At 69.8% G+C, this 15,506-nt stretch carries 16 protein-coding genes and 2 pseudogenes; 5 read left to right on the forward strand and 13 right to left on the reverse strand.

Annotated features, from left to right (window positions below):
- Nucleotides 1-153 precede the first annotated feature (153 nt).
- Together F0L68_RS27840 and F0L68_RS27845 are read right to left on the reverse strand one after the other, a co-directional pair.
- Complete coding sequence (locus F0L68_RS27840; RefSeq protein ID WP_223199181.1) at nucleotides 154-879, reverse strand: response regulator; 726 nt, start codon at nucleotides 877-879, stop codon at nucleotides 154-156.
- Nucleotides 872-2,017, reverse strand: a complete 1,146-nt coding sequence (locus F0L68_RS27845; protein WP_149852780.1) for a sensor histidine kinase — start codon at nucleotides 2,015-2,017, stop codon at nucleotides 872-874. Before F0L68_RS27845 ends, F0L68_RS27840 begins: the two co-directional genes overlap by 8 nt.
- Before the next feature lie 272 nt (nucleotides 2,018-2,289).
- Here F0L68_RS27845 and F0L68_RS27850 point away from each other — a divergent pair, with 272 nt between their 5' ends.
- Together F0L68_RS27850 and F0L68_RS27855 are read left to right on the forward strand one after the other, a co-directional pair.
- Nucleotides 2,290-3,366: a carboxymuconolactone decarboxylase family protein gene (locus tag F0L68_RS27850; protein ID WP_149852781.1), complete on the forward strand. Its 1,077-nt coding sequence runs from the start codon at nucleotides 2,290-2,292 to the stop codon at nucleotides 3,364-3,366.
- Nucleotides 3,367-3,527: 161 nt separating this feature from the next.
- Nucleotides 3,528-3,707 carry an SAM-dependent methyltransferase gene (locus tag F0L68_RS27855; RefSeq protein ID WP_149852782.1) on the forward strand — a complete coding sequence of 60 codons (180 nt, stop codon included), beginning with the start codon at nucleotides 3,528-3,530 and terminating at the stop codon, nucleotides 3,705-3,707.
- A 111-nt stretch (nucleotides 3,708-3,818) separates the two neighbouring features.
- Here the strand turns inward: F0L68_RS27855 and F0L68_RS27860 are convergent, their stop codons facing one another.
- Complete coding sequence (locus F0L68_RS27860; RefSeq protein WP_223199182.1) at nucleotides 3,819-5,768, reverse strand: heavy metal translocating P-type ATPase; 1,950 nt, start codon at nucleotides 5,766-5,768, stop codon at nucleotides 3,819-3,821.
- 33 nt (nucleotides 5,769-5,801) lie between these two features.
- Between F0L68_RS27860 and F0L68_RS43715 the strand changes: the two genes are divergently transcribed.
- Nucleotides 5,802-6,089: a hypothetical protein gene (locus F0L68_RS43715; protein WP_223199183.1), complete on the forward strand. Its 288-nt coding sequence runs from the start codon at nucleotides 5,802-5,804 to the stop codon at nucleotides 6,087-6,089.
- 176 nt (nucleotides 6,090-6,265) lie between these two features.
- Here the strand turns inward: F0L68_RS43715 and F0L68_RS27865 are convergent, their stop codons facing one another.
- Nucleotides 6,266-6,679: a YybH family protein gene (locus F0L68_RS27865; protein ID WP_188316870.1), complete on the reverse strand. Its 414-nt coding sequence runs from the start codon at nucleotides 6,677-6,679 to the stop codon at nucleotides 6,266-6,268.
- A 110-nt stretch (nucleotides 6,680-6,789) separates the two neighbouring features.
- Nucleotides 6,790-7,377 (reverse strand): CGNR zinc finger domain-containing protein, encoded by a 588-nt coding sequence (locus F0L68_RS27870; protein WP_149852785.1) that lies wholly within the window; start codon nucleotides 7,375-7,377, stop codon nucleotides 6,790-6,792.
- Between the two features lie 80 nt (nucleotides 7,378-7,457).
- On the opposite strand from F0L68_RS27870, the gene F0L68_RS27875 reads away from it, so the two are divergent.
- Entirely contained in the window at nucleotides 7,458-8,702 is a 1,245-nt protein-coding gene (locus tag F0L68_RS27875; RefSeq protein WP_223199184.1) for an MFS transporter, read from the forward strand.
- Between the two features lie 13 nt (nucleotides 8,703-8,715).
- Here F0L68_RS27875 and F0L68_RS42705 read toward each other — a convergent pair whose 3' ends face one another.
- Complete coding sequence (locus F0L68_RS42705) at nucleotides 8,716-8,883, reverse strand: hypothetical protein (protein WP_188316871.1); 168 nt, start codon at nucleotides 8,881-8,883, stop codon at nucleotides 8,716-8,718.
- 22 nt (nucleotides 8,884-8,905) lie between these two features.
- Between F0L68_RS42705 and F0L68_RS45610 the strand changes: the two are divergent.
- A pseudogene (locus F0L68_RS45610) lies at nucleotides 8,906-9,264 on the forward strand (hypothetical protein).
- 124 nt (nucleotides 9,265-9,388) lie between these two features.
- Here F0L68_RS45610 and F0L68_RS27885 read toward each other — a convergent pair.
- The 7 genes and pseudogenes from F0L68_RS27885 to F0L68_RS43720 form a co-directional block, all read right to left on the reverse strand.
- Complete coding sequence (locus tag F0L68_RS27885; protein ID WP_223199185.1) at nucleotides 9,389-10,198, reverse strand: heavy metal-binding domain-containing protein; 810 nt, start codon at nucleotides 10,196-10,198, stop codon at nucleotides 9,389-9,391.
- A 90-nt stretch (nucleotides 10,199-10,288) separates the two neighbouring features.
- The gene (locus F0L68_RS27890) at nucleotides 10,289-10,483 is read right to left on the reverse strand and encodes a hypothetical protein (RefSeq protein ID WP_149852787.1); all 195 of its coding nucleotides are present in this window, start codon (nucleotides 10,481-10,483) and stop codon (nucleotides 10,289-10,291) included.
- Between the two features lie 1,281 nt (nucleotides 10,484-11,764).
- Nucleotides 11,765-12,997 carry an alpha/beta hydrolase family protein gene (locus tag F0L68_RS27895; RefSeq protein ID WP_149852788.1) on the reverse strand — a complete coding sequence of 411 codons (1,233 nt, stop codon included), beginning with the start codon at nucleotides 12,995-12,997 and terminating at the stop codon, nucleotides 11,765-11,767.
- 3 nt (nucleotides 12,998-13,000) lie between these two features.
- A complete protein-coding gene (locus F0L68_RS27900; RefSeq protein ID WP_149852789.1) occupies nucleotides 13,001-13,351 on the reverse strand; it encodes a hypothetical protein in 351 nt (116 codons plus the stop codon).
- Entirely contained in the window at nucleotides 13,348-13,662 is a 315-nt protein-coding gene (locus F0L68_RS27905) for a PadR family transcriptional regulator (protein ID WP_149852790.1), read from the reverse strand. Before F0L68_RS27905 ends, F0L68_RS27900 begins: the two co-directional genes overlap by 4 nt.
- Before the next feature lie 115 nt (nucleotides 13,663-13,777).
- Entirely contained in the window at nucleotides 13,778-14,179 is a 402-nt protein-coding gene (locus F0L68_RS27910) for a sensor histidine kinase (protein ID WP_368732282.1), read from the reverse strand.
- A 44-nt stretch (nucleotides 14,180-14,223) separates the two neighbouring features.
- A pseudogene (locus tag F0L68_RS43720) lies at nucleotides 14,224-14,892 on the reverse strand (ISAs1 family transposase); the annotation flags it as partial.
- Nucleotides 14,893-15,506: the final 614 nt, after the last annotated feature.

A 15,506-nucleotide genomic window follows, 5' to 3' on the forward strand; every position in this document is an offset into this window, starting at 1 on the left:
CGGTCGTGTTCGCCCGCTTGTTCCGTTGCGACCCAACAACTTCCGGCCGGTTCACATGACTGAACGCCGCCGGACCAGTTCCGGCTGGCCGCACCACCCGGACGCAAGCCAGGCATGACCCCGTCGGTAGCGGAAACCCCGTCGGCAGCGGAACTAACGGCCGACGATCCCCCCGCCGCCGGGCACGACCAGGCCCGACTCGTAGGCCAGCACGACGAGTTGCGCGCGGTCGCGCGCGCCCAGCTTCACCATCGCCCTGCTGACGTGGGTCTTGGCCGTGGTCGGGCTGATCACCCTGTCGGCGGCGATCTCGTCGTTGGACAGGCCGCGCCCGACCAGGCCAACGACCTCACGCTCCCGGTTGGTCAACACGTCGAGCCCCGTCGGCGCCACGGCGGGGCGCCTGGACACGTACTCCCCGATCAGCGTCCTGGTGATCGCCGGCGACAGCAGCGCGTCGCCGCGCGCCGCGACGCGAACGCCGTGCAGCAGGTCCTCCGGTTCGGTGTCCTTGACCAGGAACCCAGCGGCGCCGGCCCGCAGGGCGTTGAAGACGTACTCGTCCAACCCGTAGTTGGTCAGGATCACCACGTGCACGCCGGACAGCCGGGGATCGGCGGCGATCTGCGCGGTCGCCTCGATGCCGTCCAGCACCGGCATCTGCACGTCGAGGAGCACCACGTCGGGCCGGTGGGCCAACGCCAACGCGACACCCTGCCGACCGTCCGCCGCCTCGCCGACCACCTCGATGTCGTCCTCGGCGTCGAGCAGCGCGCGAAACCCGGCGCGGATCAACGCCTGGTCGTCGACCAACAGCACCCGGATCGCCCGCCTGCCGGAGTCCCCGGAGTTCCCGAAGTTCCCGGAGCCCTCAGTCACGGTGCGCCCCAACGGGAAGCTCTGCCAGCACGGTGAACCCGCCCTCCGGCCTCGGCCCGACGCACAGCTTCCCGCCGAGGGCGGCGACGCGCTCCCGCATGCCGGCCAGGCCAATACCGGGCACCGGCGGCAGCTTCAGCACCGCGTCGCCGTCGTCGTCCACTTGGACGACCAGCGCGCCGGTCTCGTAGGCGAGGCGGATCGACGCCGACGCGGGCCCGGCGTGCCGGCCGATGTTCGTCAGCGCCTCCTGGATGATCCGGTAGGCCGCGCGGTCGACCTCGGCCGGCAGCTCGAGCCGCTCCCCGCTGACGGTCAACTCGGCGGGCAGGCCGGTCGAGCGCACGAGCGCCATCAGATCGTCCAGCCGGTCGAGGCCGCTGCCCGCTGGCTCGCTCTCGGTGTCGCGCAACACCTCCAGCGTCGTGCGCAGCTCCCGCATTGCGTCCCGGCTGGCCTCCTGGATGGCCAGCAACGCGTCGGGCACGTCCTCGCCGCGCTTGCGGGCCAGGTGCACGGCGACCCCCGCCTGCACCTTGATCACCGAGATGCTGTGCGTCAGCGAGTCGTGCAGTTCCCTGGCGATGCGCAGCCGCTCCTCCCCCGCCCTGCGCTGCGCGGCCTCCTCCCGGGTGCGCAACGCCTCGGCGGCCCGCTGCTCGACCTGGTCGAGGTAAGCGGCGCGCTGCCTGGCCACCTCGCCGGCCGCCACGGCGGCGACGAACCAGCCTGCGAGCAGGAACGTGCCCTGCACGGCCGTGAGCACCGTCTGGTCGGCCGTGGCCGCGAGGTTGAACACGAGCGCGCCGAGCACCACAGGCACGACCGCCGCGCCACCGATCAGCCTGCGGCCGTCCTTGACCAGGACGAACACGGCGACCATCGCCGGCACCGCCGAGGTGACGTCCGGCCGCACACCGAGGAAGTAGACCAGCGCGGCGAGCGCGGTGACACCAAGGACGGTGCGCGGCGCACGCCGGAGCCCGGCGAGCGACACCGCGCTCACCGCCAACACGAGGTAGTAGTACGCCACGACCGCGCCCACGGTCAGCGCGGCGTTGCCGAGGACCAGCGCGGCCACCCCGGCGACCAGCGCCACGTCCTGGCCGCGCCACTGCCATCCGCGATCGGTGCCCACGACCGCATAGCGTAGATCGCCGCCGCGCCGGACACGTCCTGCCTGGGAAGCAGATCCGCCGTACTTCCCACGCAGTACTCCAGGGTCCCCGGCGCGGTAGCACGACACCGCCGCACGCCCCCGGGAGCAGGACAAACAGTCTTCCCTGGTGCGACGACTCCCGCCGGGTTCGCCGGCACGATGATCCACATGCCGCCGAACCCGGCCGCACCTCGGAACGTCTCACGACCTCCCTTCCCACACCAGCAGGACCGAAACCGATCGGAGCAGACATGTCCATCCGCTACATCGCCGCGGTGCCCCGCAGGAGGGCCACCGGCCGCGTCGCCGAGGTGTACGCGCAGTCCTCGGCCGACTTCGGTCAGCCCGCGTTCCAGATGCTGTCCCCCGCGCCCGAGGTGCACGCGGCCGCGTGGGCGCTGTTGCGGGAGTCCGAGCTGGTCGGCCGCGCGCCGCGAGTCGCCAAGGAGGCCGTCGCCGTCGCCGTGTCCGCCGCGAACGGCTGTCGCTTCTGCCTCGACGCGCACGCGATCCTCGTGCACGCCACCGGCGAACACGAGCTCGCCGAGGACCTGCTGCACGGCAGGACACCCGCCGACCCTGCGCTGGCCGGACTCGTGGCCTGGGCGAAGGCCACCGACCCGCCCGGTGCCCTGCCGTTTCCGGTCGACCTCGCCCCCGAGTACCTCGGCACCGTGCTGTCGACGCACTTCACGAACCGGATGTTCTCGACCCTGACGACCGAGACGTTGTTACCCGGCAACCTCCAGCGGTCCCGTTCGGTGCGCAGGGTCGCCGGCAGGACGCTCGCGGGCGCGGTCAACCGCACGCTGTCCGCCGGGGACAGCCTGCCGCTGCTCGCCGAGCTTCCCTCGGGAGCGGAGCCGGCCTGGGCCGCCGGCACCGCCATCGGCACGGCCTACGCCGCGCTGCTGGCCGCCTCGGCACGTGGCGGTACGCTGCTCGGCGAGGACGCCACGGCGGCCGTCGCCGGTGCGGTCGCCGAGTGGGACGGCGCCGATCCGCCGCACGGGTTCGCCCTGGCCCAGGGGCTGCTGCGGTGGCTGGTCCCGGCCGACCGGCCGGCGGCGCGGCTCGCGATGCTGGCCGCGCTGGCGCCCGGCAGGCTCACCGATGCAGACGTCGCCGCCTGGCGCACGAAAGACCACACCGACGCGGACCTGGTGCGGTTGCTGGCGTTCGGGGCGATGACGGCCGTGCTGCGAATCGAGGAGTTGATCACGGACCACTTCGCGGTTGGGCGGCCTGACGAGGTCCCCGCCGCGCGCCCGGTCACGCCGTCGGTCATACCGGCGCTGTCACCTCAACGCGTGACAACTCGGAGGTGATCTCTCTCGTCGATGCGTCCGACCGCGCGGTCGGCGAGCGGATCATCGCGGCGCAGCCCAACGGTCGGCAGATCGCCGCGTCCAACCGGGCGGCGCGCCGACGGTCGGGCGGTTGCTCGACTTCAGCGAGCCGATCGGGTCGCTGATGGTCGCGGTCCGCCATGGCGATGCGCAACAGCAGGGATCCCATGTACTTCCAACCTCGCGAGGACGTCGCCGCCATGGTCGACGGGTTCGACCTGGTGCCTCCCGGCCTGGTCAACGCGCCCCAGTGGCGGCCCGACCCGGGTGTCCGCAACGACCAGCAGGGCGTGCACGTGGCCGTCGGCCGCAAGCCGTGACCAGGACGACCGTGGCCCTGACTCCGGCACCGGCGGCTGCGCGTTGAGCGCGACCACGACGGTGGACGCGCTCAACGCGGCGAAGCAACACACCGGCCGATCAGTTGTCCGCTATCCGCGCGGCTGACGGAGGTCGACCCTCCGTAGCAACTGGGCGTTGAGGGCCACCACGACCGTCGACAGGCTCATCGCGACCGCGCCTGCCGCCGGCGGCAGGACGAAGCCGATCGGCGCGAGCACCCCGGCGGCCAGCGGCACCGACAGGACGTTGTAGCCGGTGGCCCAGGTCAGGTTCTGCCACATCTTCCGGTAGCTGGCGGTCGAGAGCCTGCGGGCGGCGAGCACACCGCGCGGGTCGTCCGAGGCCAGCACCACGCCGGCGGACTCGATGGCGACGTCCGTGCCGGCGCCGATCGCGATGCCGACGTCCGCGCGGGCCAGGGCAGGCGCGTCGTTGACGCCGTCGCCGACCATCGCCACCCGGTGGCCCCTGCGCTGCAACTCCGCCACGGCCGAGTCCTTGTCCGCCGGCAACACCTCGGCGAACACCTCGTCGACACCGAGGTCGGCGGCCACCGCCTCGGCGACGTTGCGCGCGTCGCCGGTGATCATCACGACCCGGATGCCCTCGGCGTGCAGCTGGTCGACGGCCTGGCGCGACTCGGGACGGATCTCGTCGGCCAGTGCCAGCGCGCCGAGCACCGCGCCGTCGCGGAGCACGTGCAGCACGGCAGCTCCCCGGCCGGCCCAGGTGTCCGTGTGCCGCGCCAGCGCCTCGGGCGGCTCGACACCGAACTCGCGCAGCAGCGCGGGCCCGCCGACCGCGATCTCGCTGCCGTCCACAGTGGCCCGGACGCCCCGGCCGGTCAGCGAGCGGAAGTCGGTCGCGGTCGGGACGGCACCCCGCGCGGTCGCCGTGGCCACGATGGCCTTCGCCAGCGGGTGCTCCGAGTCCCGCTCGGCCGCGGCACCGAGCGCCAGCACGAGCGACTCGTCCGCGCCGTCGACCGCGGCCACGTCCGTGACGGTCGGGCGGCCCTTGGTCAGCGTGCCGGTCTTGTCGAACAGCACGGCGTCCACGGTGCGCATCCGCTCCAACGCGAGACGATCCTTGACCAGGATGCCGGCCTTGGCCGAGACGGCGGTGGAAATCGCGATCACCAGCGGGATGGCCAGGCCGAGCGCGTGCGGGCAGGCGATGACGAGCACGGTGACGGTGCGTTCCACCGCGGTGGTCGCGGTGCCGACCGCCATCCAGACCGCGAACGTGATCACCCCAGCGCCCAACGCGAACCAGAACAGCCAGGCCGCCGCGCGGTCGGCGAGCGCCTGCGCGCGGGACCGCGAATTCTGCGCGTCCGCGACGAGCCGCTGAATGCCGGCCAGCGTGGTGTCCTCGCCGACGGCCGTGATCCGTACCCGGATCGCGGAGTCGGTCGCGACGGTGCCGGCGACGACGCGATCACCGGGTGCCCTGCGAACGGCGCGCGACTCGCCGGTGACCATCGACTCGTCCAGTTCGGCGCTGCCGTCGACGATGCCGCCGTCGGCCGGCACCCGACCGCCCGAGCGCACCAGGACGACGTCGCCGGCACGCAGCTCGGCCAACGGGATCGACCGCACCTCGCCGTCGTCGCCGACCAGCTCGGCGACATCGGGCAGCAGCTCGGCCAGTGCAGCCAGCGCGCCGGAGGCCTGCCCCAGCGCGCGCATCTCCAGCCAGTGGCCGAGCAGCATGATCACGACCAGGAGCGCGAGCTCCCACCAGAAGTCCAGGTCGAGGCCGCCGACGCCGAGAGTGGTCAGCCCGCTGGCCACGAACGCCACGGTGATGGCCAGCGCGACGAGCGTCATCATCCCCGGCTGGCGACCGCGCAGCTCGGACACCGCACCGGACAGGAACGGCCAGCCGCCGTAGAGGTAGACGACCGTGCCGAGCACGGGCGCGATCCAGTCCGCCCAGGACGGCACGTGGTAGCCGAGCAGGTCGCCGACCATGTGGCTGGCGGCCACGACCGGCACGGCCAGCACGAGGCTCAGCCAGAACTTGTCCCGGAACATAGCCGCGTGATCCCCATGCCCACCATGCCCAGCGTGGCCACCATGCCCGGCGTGACCAGCGTGCCCGGCATGGTCCCCGGCACCACCATGTCCGCCGTGGTCGCCGTGGTCGTGAGCGTGGGCGGTCCCGCTGGCCGTGTGCTCGGCGTGGCCCTCGTGCTGTCGACCGTGTGCAGTCACCGCAACGACGCCGTCCGCCTGTCCGTCGTGCGACCCGGTCTCGCCGTGCGCGTGCTCGTCCATCGCCTTACCCCTTATGTTCAGGTTCAACGCGATGAACCATACCCCCCTAAGGTATATTCGCAAGATCCGCAGACGTGACCCTGTTCACTCGACCAGGACCGGCACGGCGACCGAGGCGAGCGCCTGCGACAACGGCTGACCGACCAGGCTCAGGGCGCTGATCGACGACGGGCACGCGGACGCCGCACGGTTCAAGTAGGCAGCGCAAGTAGGCAGCGCCGAGGCCTCGACTACACCTTCGGCGGGTGAGCGGCTCACCGCGCCGGCTTGATCTCCGTTCCCTGCGCGGAAAGCAGCCGCCAACCCGTCGCAGGGTCGAGGGCGAAGACGTGGGTGTAGCGGCTGTCGCTGGCGAACTCGCCACCCTCGGGGTCGGCGAAGTTCATCCTGGTCCGTCCGACCACGATGCCGACGTCGCCGACCCTGCGCACCACCGCCTCGTCGGGGAAGGACTGGATCGCCGGGAAGCGCACCGCACCGGCAGAGACCGCGCCGAGCAGGTCGGTCCTGCCGACCGTCGCGCCGTCGGCGATGCCGACCAGCAGGAAGTCGTCGGCGAGCAGCTTGCCGAGCGCGGCAGCATCAGCGGCAACAAGCGCGTCGAAGAAGTTCTGGTCTCGGCCGAGCAGGGCGGCGCGATCCTCGGGGTTGGCCTGAGCGGGTGTCATCGGTGTCCGTTCGAGATCTGGTGCGTGGTCGACCCGACACCGAGGTGGCATCGGGATCGTCAGCCTAGGAGTTGACGTCGACGTCAGGGCAATGCGCGGCACGACGCGCGTCAGGTCGTGATCACCTTGCCACGCAACGTGTTCTTCTTGGCCTGGTTGCCACAGGTGTCCATCGAGCACCACCGCCGCGTGCCGGGGCGCGAGCTGTCGAGGAAGAGCGCGCCGCAGTCGGGGTTGGCGCACCCGTGCACGCGCGCGATCGCGGGCGACGCAACGAGATCGAGCGCGTCGCGGGCCACCAGCGCCAGGGTCGCCGGCACCGGATCGTCGCTGCGCCAGCGCAACTCGCCCGACGCATCCAGGCTCGGCGCCGGCACGGGGCGCGCCGCGGCGCGGTTGATCCGCTGCCGCGCGCCGTCGCCGCAGGATCCGACGCCCTCGGGGCCGCGCGCGGCCGCGATGACCGCGTAGACCGCCTCGCGGAGGGCGCGGGCCTCGCGGACGTGGGCCGAGGTGGGCTGTTCGCGCGGGTCCGGTCGACAGGGTCCGAACTGGCGCACCCAGGCCGTCAGCGCCGCGGGGTCGGCCAGTTCCTCGTCGGCCTCCGGCGTGCCCCGGTGGCGCAGCGTCCGGATGAAGTCGAGGCACAGCCGTCCGGAGCCCTGCCGGAACCGCGCCGGCTCGATCGGTTCGGTCATGCCGACAGCCTACCGGCAGAACCGGTTTAACCGGTACGGTGGCGGAACCAGTTAAACCGGTTCCAGTCAGTGAGGTGCCCGTGACCCTGCCCGACACCGTCGACTCCCCTCGCCGCCGCGAACCGTCGACCTCGGCCCCGCCGTCTTGGCTGGTGCTGCTGCTCGCGGTCGCCTGCGGGTTGACGGTCGCCAACCTGTACTACGCGCAACCGCTGCTCGCCGCGCTGCGCGACACGTTCCACCTCGGCACCGACGCGGTCGGCGGACTGGTCACCACGACGCAGCTCGGCTACGCGGTCGGCATGCTTTTCCTTGTCCCCCTTGGTGATCGCGTCGAGAACCGACGGCTCGTCACGGTCCTGCTGACGGTCACCACCGCGGCACTGGTGGTGGCGGGCACCGCGCCGACCTTCCCGGTCCTGCTCGTCGCCGCCCTGGTCAGCGGCGCCACCTCGGTCGTCGCCCAGATCCTCATTCCGTTCGCCGCGGACCTCGCCCAGGACGCGACCAGGGGCCGCGTCGTCGGGCAGGTGGTGAGCGGCCTGCTCGCCGGGGTGCTGCTGTCCAGGACGCTGGGCGGCCTGCTGGCGAACGTGACCAGCTGGCGCGTGGTCTACCTCGTGTCCGCCGCGCTGATGGTGGTCCTGCTCGGCACGCTGTGGACCGCGCTACCCCGACGCTCCCCCAGCACCCGGCTCGGCTACGGCCGGCTGCTGCGGTCCACCGCGCGGCTCGTGTGCGCCCACCCGACACTGCGCCGCAGGGCGCTGTACCAGGCCGCCATGTTCGGCGCGTTCAGCGCGTTCTGGACGACCATCGCGTTCGTGCTGACCGGCCCGCCGTTCCACTACTCCCAGCTCGGCGTCGGCCTGTTCGCGCTGGTTGGCGCGGGCGGCGCGGTGGTCGCCCCGCTGGCGGGGCGCTGGGCGGACCGAGGGCTGACCCGGCCGATGACAGGGGTGGCGTTCGCCGTCGCGGCGCTCGCCTTCACGCTGGCCGGCCTTGGCCGGCACGACGTCGTGGCGCTCGCCGTCGCGGCCGTCCTCGTCGATATGGCGGTGCAGGCGGCCTTCGTGCTCGGCCAGCACACCATCTACCAACTCGACTCGACCGCGAGGGCCCGGCTCAACAGCGTCTACATCGCCACGTTCTTCCTCGGCGGCGCGATCGGCTCGCAGGCGGGGTCGTTCGCCTACCGCCTCGGCGGATGGACCGCGGTCACCGCCTTCGGGGCCACGCTGCCGGTCCTCGCGCTGCTGGCCCTGGCCTTCGAGCCGGGCCGCCGCCGGGCCGTCAGGCGATCGGCCGGCGGTGCAACCGTCTGACGCGGGCGGTCCGTCAGACAGGGGTGCACACCACCTGGATGATCGGCGCGGTCCTGATGTTCGCCGGCATGACGGGCCTCGTCGGCGCCGACACGGTTCCCGTGGCCGGGAAACCGGCCGCGTCCGCACCGTGCGAAAGCCCGTTCGCGCGCGGCGAGTTCGGCACGGATCTCGTTGTCACGGCCCGGTTGTCGCGCGCTCCCATGGTCGGTGAGACGGCCGAGCTGACGGTCGGTGTGTGCGCCAGGAACGCGGGCGCGGTAACCGTGGACATCGAGCTGCCCGAGGGTTTCGACTGGCGGCGGCCACCGGGGGACACCGTGCCGGGCCAACGGTCTCGGTCAATCCGGCGAACGAGGGCTGCCTGCGCGTGGCGACCGGGCGATGGCAGCTGGCCTCGCGGCAACCGCTGCTGCTGACGGCCGTCGTGGTGGCGGGCAGACCAGGGTATGCCGCGCTGACCGCCGCCGCCAGGATGGAACCGCAGTCGAACGGGGGCGCAGAGTCGGCGGACGTGGGCGTCACCGTCGGCCGAGACCACGCGTCCACGCACTTCGGCTGATCCGGCGCCCGATCCGAGTCGGGGTACGAGTCGACCTCGATCGTCCGGAAGCCGCCGGCGGCCTGTTAGGCCGTGTCCCGTGGGCCCAGATCCGTTGCGCGGCACCGGGTCCACGGGACCGTGCCTAGTCGTCCAGGCCGAGCACGAGTTGCGGCTGCGGGATGGTGTGGTCGTCGCGGATCGGGCGGACCGCCGTGCCGATGGCGAAGAACTCCGTGGTGTGTCCGCCCCAGGTGTGGTTGTGCTGCGAGAGTTCCACGCCGACGATGCCCTCCGCGTGCAGCGCCTCGGCCTCCTTCTGCATGCGCTCCATGGCCAGCTCGCGGGCCTCGTAGAGCGCCTGGGTGAACTGCGGCAGCTCGGTGTTGCGGCCGAGATTGGACAGCACGTTGCCGAACGAGCGGTGCGCGACGTGGTAGACGCACGTGCCCATCACCATGCCCAGCGGCATGTAGCCGGTTTGCAACAGCGTCCAGAAGTCCTGCCCGGACAGGTCCGAGGTGAACGGCTGGTCGCGGTCGTTGCGCCAGTTGCCGCCGGTCTCCGACTTCACCGCGGTGCCGATCGCGATGAACTCGGCGATGTCCGAACCCCACTCCTTGAGCTCCACCCGCAGCCGCACCGCCACGATGCCATCCGCGCCGAGCACGTCCGCCTCGGCCTCCATCCTGGTCATCGCGAGCTCCCTGGCGTGGTACATCGCCTGGGACAGCGTGTCCAGCTCCTGGTTCTTGCCCCAGCGCCCCAACTGCATGCCGACGTGATAGATCGAGGTGCCCAGCACCATGCCCAGTGGCCGAAACCCGGCCTGCCGGACGAGCAGGAACTCGTTCACGGACAGGTCCGAGGTGAAGATCGAGCCGGGCTCGCCTGGCTTGAGCTCGTTGAGCCGGGTCATCGCGTCGGCCGGCAGGCCCGTTCCGCTGGTGTCCATGCAGGTTTTCCCTTTCCCCTCAGCCACCACATCGCCGTCCACCCCAGTGGCGCATTCATCAGTTGGCACCTGGACGCCCCAGCCCTGGCCCTAGCCTTCGCCGAAGACGCCGCCCGCCACATCCTGCCCGAATTCCTGGAACGCACCGAACTGCTCGCCCACTGGAACCTCCAACACTGCCAGGCCACCGCCACCGACGCCGAACTCGCCGCCGCCCTCGAACCCGAACCCCTCGATCCCGCCCACGGCGACGGCATCAGCCAAGAGGACCTCGCCACGGCCCATGCCGGGTGCTCAACTCGCCCGGATCGCTGGGCAACTACGTCGTTGAAGGCGGCGGCCCGCCGGCGATCACGTACCTCTACGGCGTGAGTTCAGCAACGAGCCAGCCAACTGGACTCTTGTGGGCGTTCGAGCCACCGGGCAGAGCCGGCCAGGAAGCCCACGGATTCGAATGGCGACCCGTTGGTTGGTCTGGCCCGTTCAGGTAGCACACGGTTTGGCGAGAAACCGTTGGTCATCGAGGCTTGTGTGCCGTTGGTGATGGAGCGCAGATGGAAGGTGACCGACCAGCGAGAGCGCGAAGCCTGAACCCGTAGCACCGCGGGGCGCGTCTCCTGCGGTGATGCCCTGTGCAGTCGCTGGCGATGGTCAGTTCACGACTGCAAGTCCAGGACGAGCGACCACGCAGATCCACCCGGTAGGGCGCGGTTCAACCGACAGGCTGACCCGACCTGTAGCTCACCCCTTCGGCAAGAGAACTGCGGTCAAGGGCGTTTGCTCCCACAGCGCTCTGACATGAGAAGTGCAGTCCACCGCCAAGGATCAACGATGGACTTCTGACCTGCGAAAATCTGTTGCTGGATGGTCCTGAGATCGAACCAGTGCCCCCTACCGTGTCAACTATGTGCGGAAACCCGCGCTGACCTGTACAAACAAGACTTCAGCAGGTCAGCGTGGGTCCGTTCAATGCCATTGAATACATTTCAGCGCCGTTCAGCGCACAGGATTGCTCCCAATCCGCTCCCCACCGTGCTCCCCACAGTCTGCGCAGCGGCTGGAAACGCCGTGCGCAGGCTCGAGCCCTGCCGGGGGCACACAAAACATGGGCAACATCAACAACCGGTCGGTTGACGCTCGAAGACACCTACCAGGTGTGAGCGTCAACCGGCCGATTGCTGTTGCCGAAGCGCTGACCTGCACTTATTGCCCAACGTGGCCGTGTGCTGATCAGGCGTCGCTCGTCGTGGTAAGGCAGAAGGGCGGCGGGCGGCCGCGCCGGAGCCGGAGTCACCCGCCGCCTCTGGGGTGCCAGAGCTCTGCACAGGGATGCCGAGCTGCGACGATCGAACCTCCTGGGCTCAGGGCCTGATCGTGAGGTGTGGCGTTACGACTGCTGTACCTGATCTCCGTCCGGCTCAGTGGGTGACTGGTGCCTCTCGGTCGATCTCCGCAGCCAAGGACGACGACGCCGACCAGCCTTTGACGGACCGATCAACGAGTACGAACCCGCAGCCGCCCAACCGCAGGCCAGACTACGTGGCCGACTTCTGGCACCCCACAGGCCTATCCGTCGGCCCGCGCCTCGGGATAGAGCCGGGACACGGTTGCGGAGAAGTCGGCCGGGTCCGCCTTGAGGTAGTGATCGAAGAACTGTTGGATACAGCCCGCCATCACGGCCAGTCCCCTGCGCTGATCAATGGATCCGGTGGCCCCCAACAGCTTCGACAGCGTCCCGTCCTTGATCAGGGACTGATCGCTGAAGTTGAAATGGCCGGTTCCCTTGACCGCCATCCAGAATCGCCCATCCTGGGGCAGGCCACCGTAAATGGACTGGATATCGGCGCGGATGGCACGGTCGACGTCGCCCAGTTTGTCGCCGTGATCGGCTGTGAGGAACAGGAAGGGACGGTGCAGACCGTCATGGACGACAGGGCCGTGCGGGGCGCCGTCGAGATCGATCCCCGCAGCGCACCTGGCGTCATCGTGGCAGAACTGCGCCGCCGTCGCGCCACCAAAGGAATGCCCGACCGCGCCGACCGCCTTTGTGTTGAGCCGGTGGGTGAATCGTCCGGACGGATCCTGATCGTTGAGCCTTTCCAACTGATCCAGCACGAAGCGGCTGTCGGCGGTCCACACCGGGATGAGCGCGTCGGCCCGCCGATTCTGCTCCTCCGCCGTGATATCCGCATCGCCCGGGTTTCCCATATCCGTCTTGGTCACCACCCTACCGTCGGCCATAACCATGACGCTGGTGCTGTACGGTGTGTCCATTCCCACCACGACATAACCATGGCTGGCAAGGTCTTCCGCGAACGTGGTGTATTCGGTGGCCAGTGCGCCCACTCCGGATCGCAGTAGGACAACCGGAAAGGTCGGCTGATCCGTCGCGACGCGCGCGTCGGCGATGCTGTGCGTATGCACCACTGCGGGATCCCGCGACAGGAACGTGGAGTTCAGCGGCCCCTGATAGTTCGCGAGGGCGGTTCGCCATGGCGTCGGCATGTAGTCGGCAGGGCCGGATCCCGTTGCGGGATCGGCCGGATACCAGATCCACACCACGAGTTCGCGCTTCTGACTCGGATCGGGTGCGAAGCCGTCGGTCCGCGACTGATCCACCCAGTCGTAGCTGGTGCGCGCAACCGCGAACGGGCCGGTTGGCGCGGGTAGGGTGAGATCGCTTCGATGCTCACCCCACAGTAAGCCGAGCACGGTCGAAATTCCGATTACGACCACGGCGGCCAGTACCGCGAGAACTTTGAGAAATCGTCTGACGAATTTTCGTCGGCGTTCGGCCATGACCTACCCTTGGCGGCGGCGGCGGGACAACAGGATGATGTTGATGGTGAGCAGTACGACCAGGCCGACATAGGAGACCTTTTCCGGCATTGTCCCCGCGAAACCGGACTCGATCCCGTTGTAGACGATCCAGAGAATAAACAGCACACTGAAGGCGATGGCGAACATTCTGAGCCAGACCAGCATGATTTCCTTCCCGATGAACCAACCGGCGCTGCGCAGCCAGGTTCGCCGAATCGGGCCGGGTTCGATGGCCGCCGCCTCGGCGAGCATCGCCCTGCCGAGTTCCTGCCGCGTTGCGGGTAGGAACCGCACCCCCATCCCGCACACGCGGGCGAGGCGCTCCCCGCTCATGTGCGCCCGTCCGCGAGCCGGGGCCTGCGCATGGCCGACTCGGACGAGGGAACCGGTTCCCGCGCAAGGGCTTCTGCGTGCGCCGTGCCGAGTGGGCTGAGCCGGTACAGGTGCCGGCGCGGGCGCCCGACGGGCGGATCGTCCTCCCACCGGCTTTCCAGCAGTCCCCTGTCGGTCAGCCTGCCGAGAATCGGATACAGCGTGCCTGGCGCCAGGCCAGTTTCCCGCGCGATGTCATAGCCGTGACGCCATGCGTCGCCGTGCAGCGCCTGGAAGACAAGCCGGGTTTGCGGAGAGCTTCGCCGTGCCATGGGGCAGAACTCTACATAGCTAGACTTACGTGGGCAAGACCCTCGCAGTCATCGACGACGCCTTTGCAGGTCAACGGTCGTGAGTACTTTTACGTGCTATAGCACTACTTTCTACTCACGACACATGACCAGGGGCGGCGGCGTGAGTATCTGGTAGCGGGATGGCCAGTTCTACGTAGGTGCCGGCACCGGGAGCGGAGTCGATGGCCACGGCTCCGCTGGCCGCCTCGATTCTGGCCCTGATCGATTGGGGCAGGCCGAGGCCGGCGGTGGCTATGGCGGGGTCGAAGCCCCAGCCGTGGTCGAGGACGCTCACGGTGACGCGGGTCGGGGAAACGTCCGCCCACAGGGTGGCCTCGATGACGCCGGCGTGTTTGGCGACGTTTGTCAATGCCTCATGGGTGGCATCGGCCAACGCCTCGACCAGCGCGGGGGGTGAGCGGGGTGACGGGTGCGGACTGCAACGAGGAGCCGTTGACGTCCCACCCGCAAGCCAGGGCCTCGGCAAAGTCGTCAACGGACGATCTTGAGAATGACGAGTGCTCGGTCGGCGTTACGGCCTCAGTGCCGTAGGGCGGCGGCGATGTTGTGGGCGCCGGCGAGACGGTGGGCGCTGATCGCGAAGTTACGCAGACAGGCCATGACCTGGGGTGCGTGGCCGGTGCGGACCTGGGAGGTGTCCTCGGCGTAGGTGACGTCGCGAACCCAGTGGAGCGAGTTCTCGATCTGCCAATGTCCGCGGATCCAGCCCGCGAGTTGTTCGGGTCGGGCTTGGTGCGGACGCAGGTCGGTGATCGCGTAGACGGTCTCGGTATGCCAGTTCCCGCTGGTCAGCGTCCGGCGACGCCGAACGAGTCAGATGGCCTGGGCGGCGTGTGGAAACAGGATGCCGGCGGCGATGGTGATCACCTTGAGAGTGCGGATCTCGCGCCGGCCGTGGCCGCGCTCGGCGGAACGGTGCCCGACCTCAACCGCCCGCCAGGGCATGCCGGAGAGCTGTAGGCGCAGGTTGGGCTGGTTGCCTTTCACGGTGAGCACCCAGTGCGCGCCCCGCGCGGCGAGGTAGTCGACGTGGGCTCGTTGGGTGTGCAGCGCATCGGCGGTGACCACGACCTCGCGAAGCTCGAGTCCGTCCAGCAGCGGCGCGAAGCGGTGCATCTCGCTGGTCTTGCCGTCCACCGCGACCTGCCCCAACACGACCCGGGCGTCATGGTCGATCACGGCCAGCGGGTGCCGCGCCGGGCCGTCGGGCTGGCCTGTGCCGTTGCGGGCGCGGGCATGACCCTCTTCAGGTGATCAAGGCTGGCACAGGAACCGCCATGATCAACGCGGGAGTCGTGCCCGCACCGCTACCCGCAGGGCCTCGGCGTGTCGCCGCCTCGACCACCTCAGCCGACTTTGCCGGGACCCTGGGGTACACCCCGCAGCTGGAATTCGAGTGGAGGATCGCTCAGAGAGCGCATCCGCTTCTCCATCTGCTGTAGCCGACGCCGGAAGGCATCTCGGCGTCGCCGAATCGCGCCACGTACGACAGCAACGGCATCAGGATCAAGCGGCGTGCCGCAGTCCGGACACGCTCCCGATTGGAGGACCGGCTGAGGTCGTTGGCACACTGAGCAGGCAATCGCCAATGCCAGTCGGACTACCAGAGCCTCAGGCTCGGATATACTTGACCTCCATGGCCAGCAGTGTTGTCAGCACGCCAGCCTACGAGCATCGCCCGCTCGCCCAAATCCTGCTCCAGAGCGTTAGCGACCATGTACGCACGGCAATGATTTTTGTGCGGCCGCACGGAATCGCTTATCTGGCTGCTTCACAGCGCGGAAGAGACTCATCGACGAGTT

Source organism: Solihabitans fulvus (genome assembly GCF_008386585.1).
GTDB lineage: Bacteria > Actinomycetota > Actinomycetes > Mycobacteriales > Pseudonocardiaceae > Solihabitans > Solihabitans fulvus.

Coding starts and splice junctions, on each gene's coding strand:
- F0L68_RS27850 (WP_149852781.1), top strand. CDS start 2,290: ATGTCCATCCGCTACATCGCCGCGGTGCCCCGCAGGAGGGCCACCGGC.
- F0L68_RS27855 (WP_149852782.1), top strand. CDS start 3,528: ATGGCGATGCGCAACAGCAGGGATCCCATGTACTTCCAACCTCGCGAG.
- F0L68_RS27860 (WP_223199182.1), bottom strand. CDS start 5,768: ATGTTCCGGGACAAGTTCTGGCTGAGCCTCGTGCTGGCCGTGCCGGTC.
- F0L68_RS27865 (WP_188316870.1), bottom strand. CDS start 6,679: ATGACACCCGCTCAGGCCAACCCCGAGGATCGCGCCGCCCTGCTCGGC.
- F0L68_RS27870 (WP_149852785.1), bottom strand. CDS start 7,377: ATGACCGAACCGATCGAGCCGGCGCGGTTCCGGCAGGGCTCCGGACGG.
- F0L68_RS27885 (WP_223199185.1), bottom strand. CDS start 10,198: ATGGACACCAGCGGAACGGGCCTGCCGGCCGACGCGATGACCCGGCTC.
- F0L68_RS27890 (WP_149852787.1), bottom strand. CDS start 10,483: ATGGGCCGTGGCGAGGTCCTCTTGGCTGATGCCGTCGCCGTGGGCGGG.
- F0L68_RS27895 (WP_149852788.1), bottom strand. CDS start 12,997: ATGGCCGAACGCCGACGAAAATTCGTCAGACGATTTCTCAAAGTTCTC.
- F0L68_RS27900 (WP_149852789.1), bottom strand. CDS start 13,351: ATGAGCGGGGAGCGCCTCGCCCGCGTGTGCGGGATGGGGGTGCGGTTC.
- F0L68_RS27905 (WP_149852790.1), bottom strand. CDS start 13,662: ATGGCACGGCGAAGCTCTCCGCAAACCCGGCTTGTCTTCCAGGCGCTG.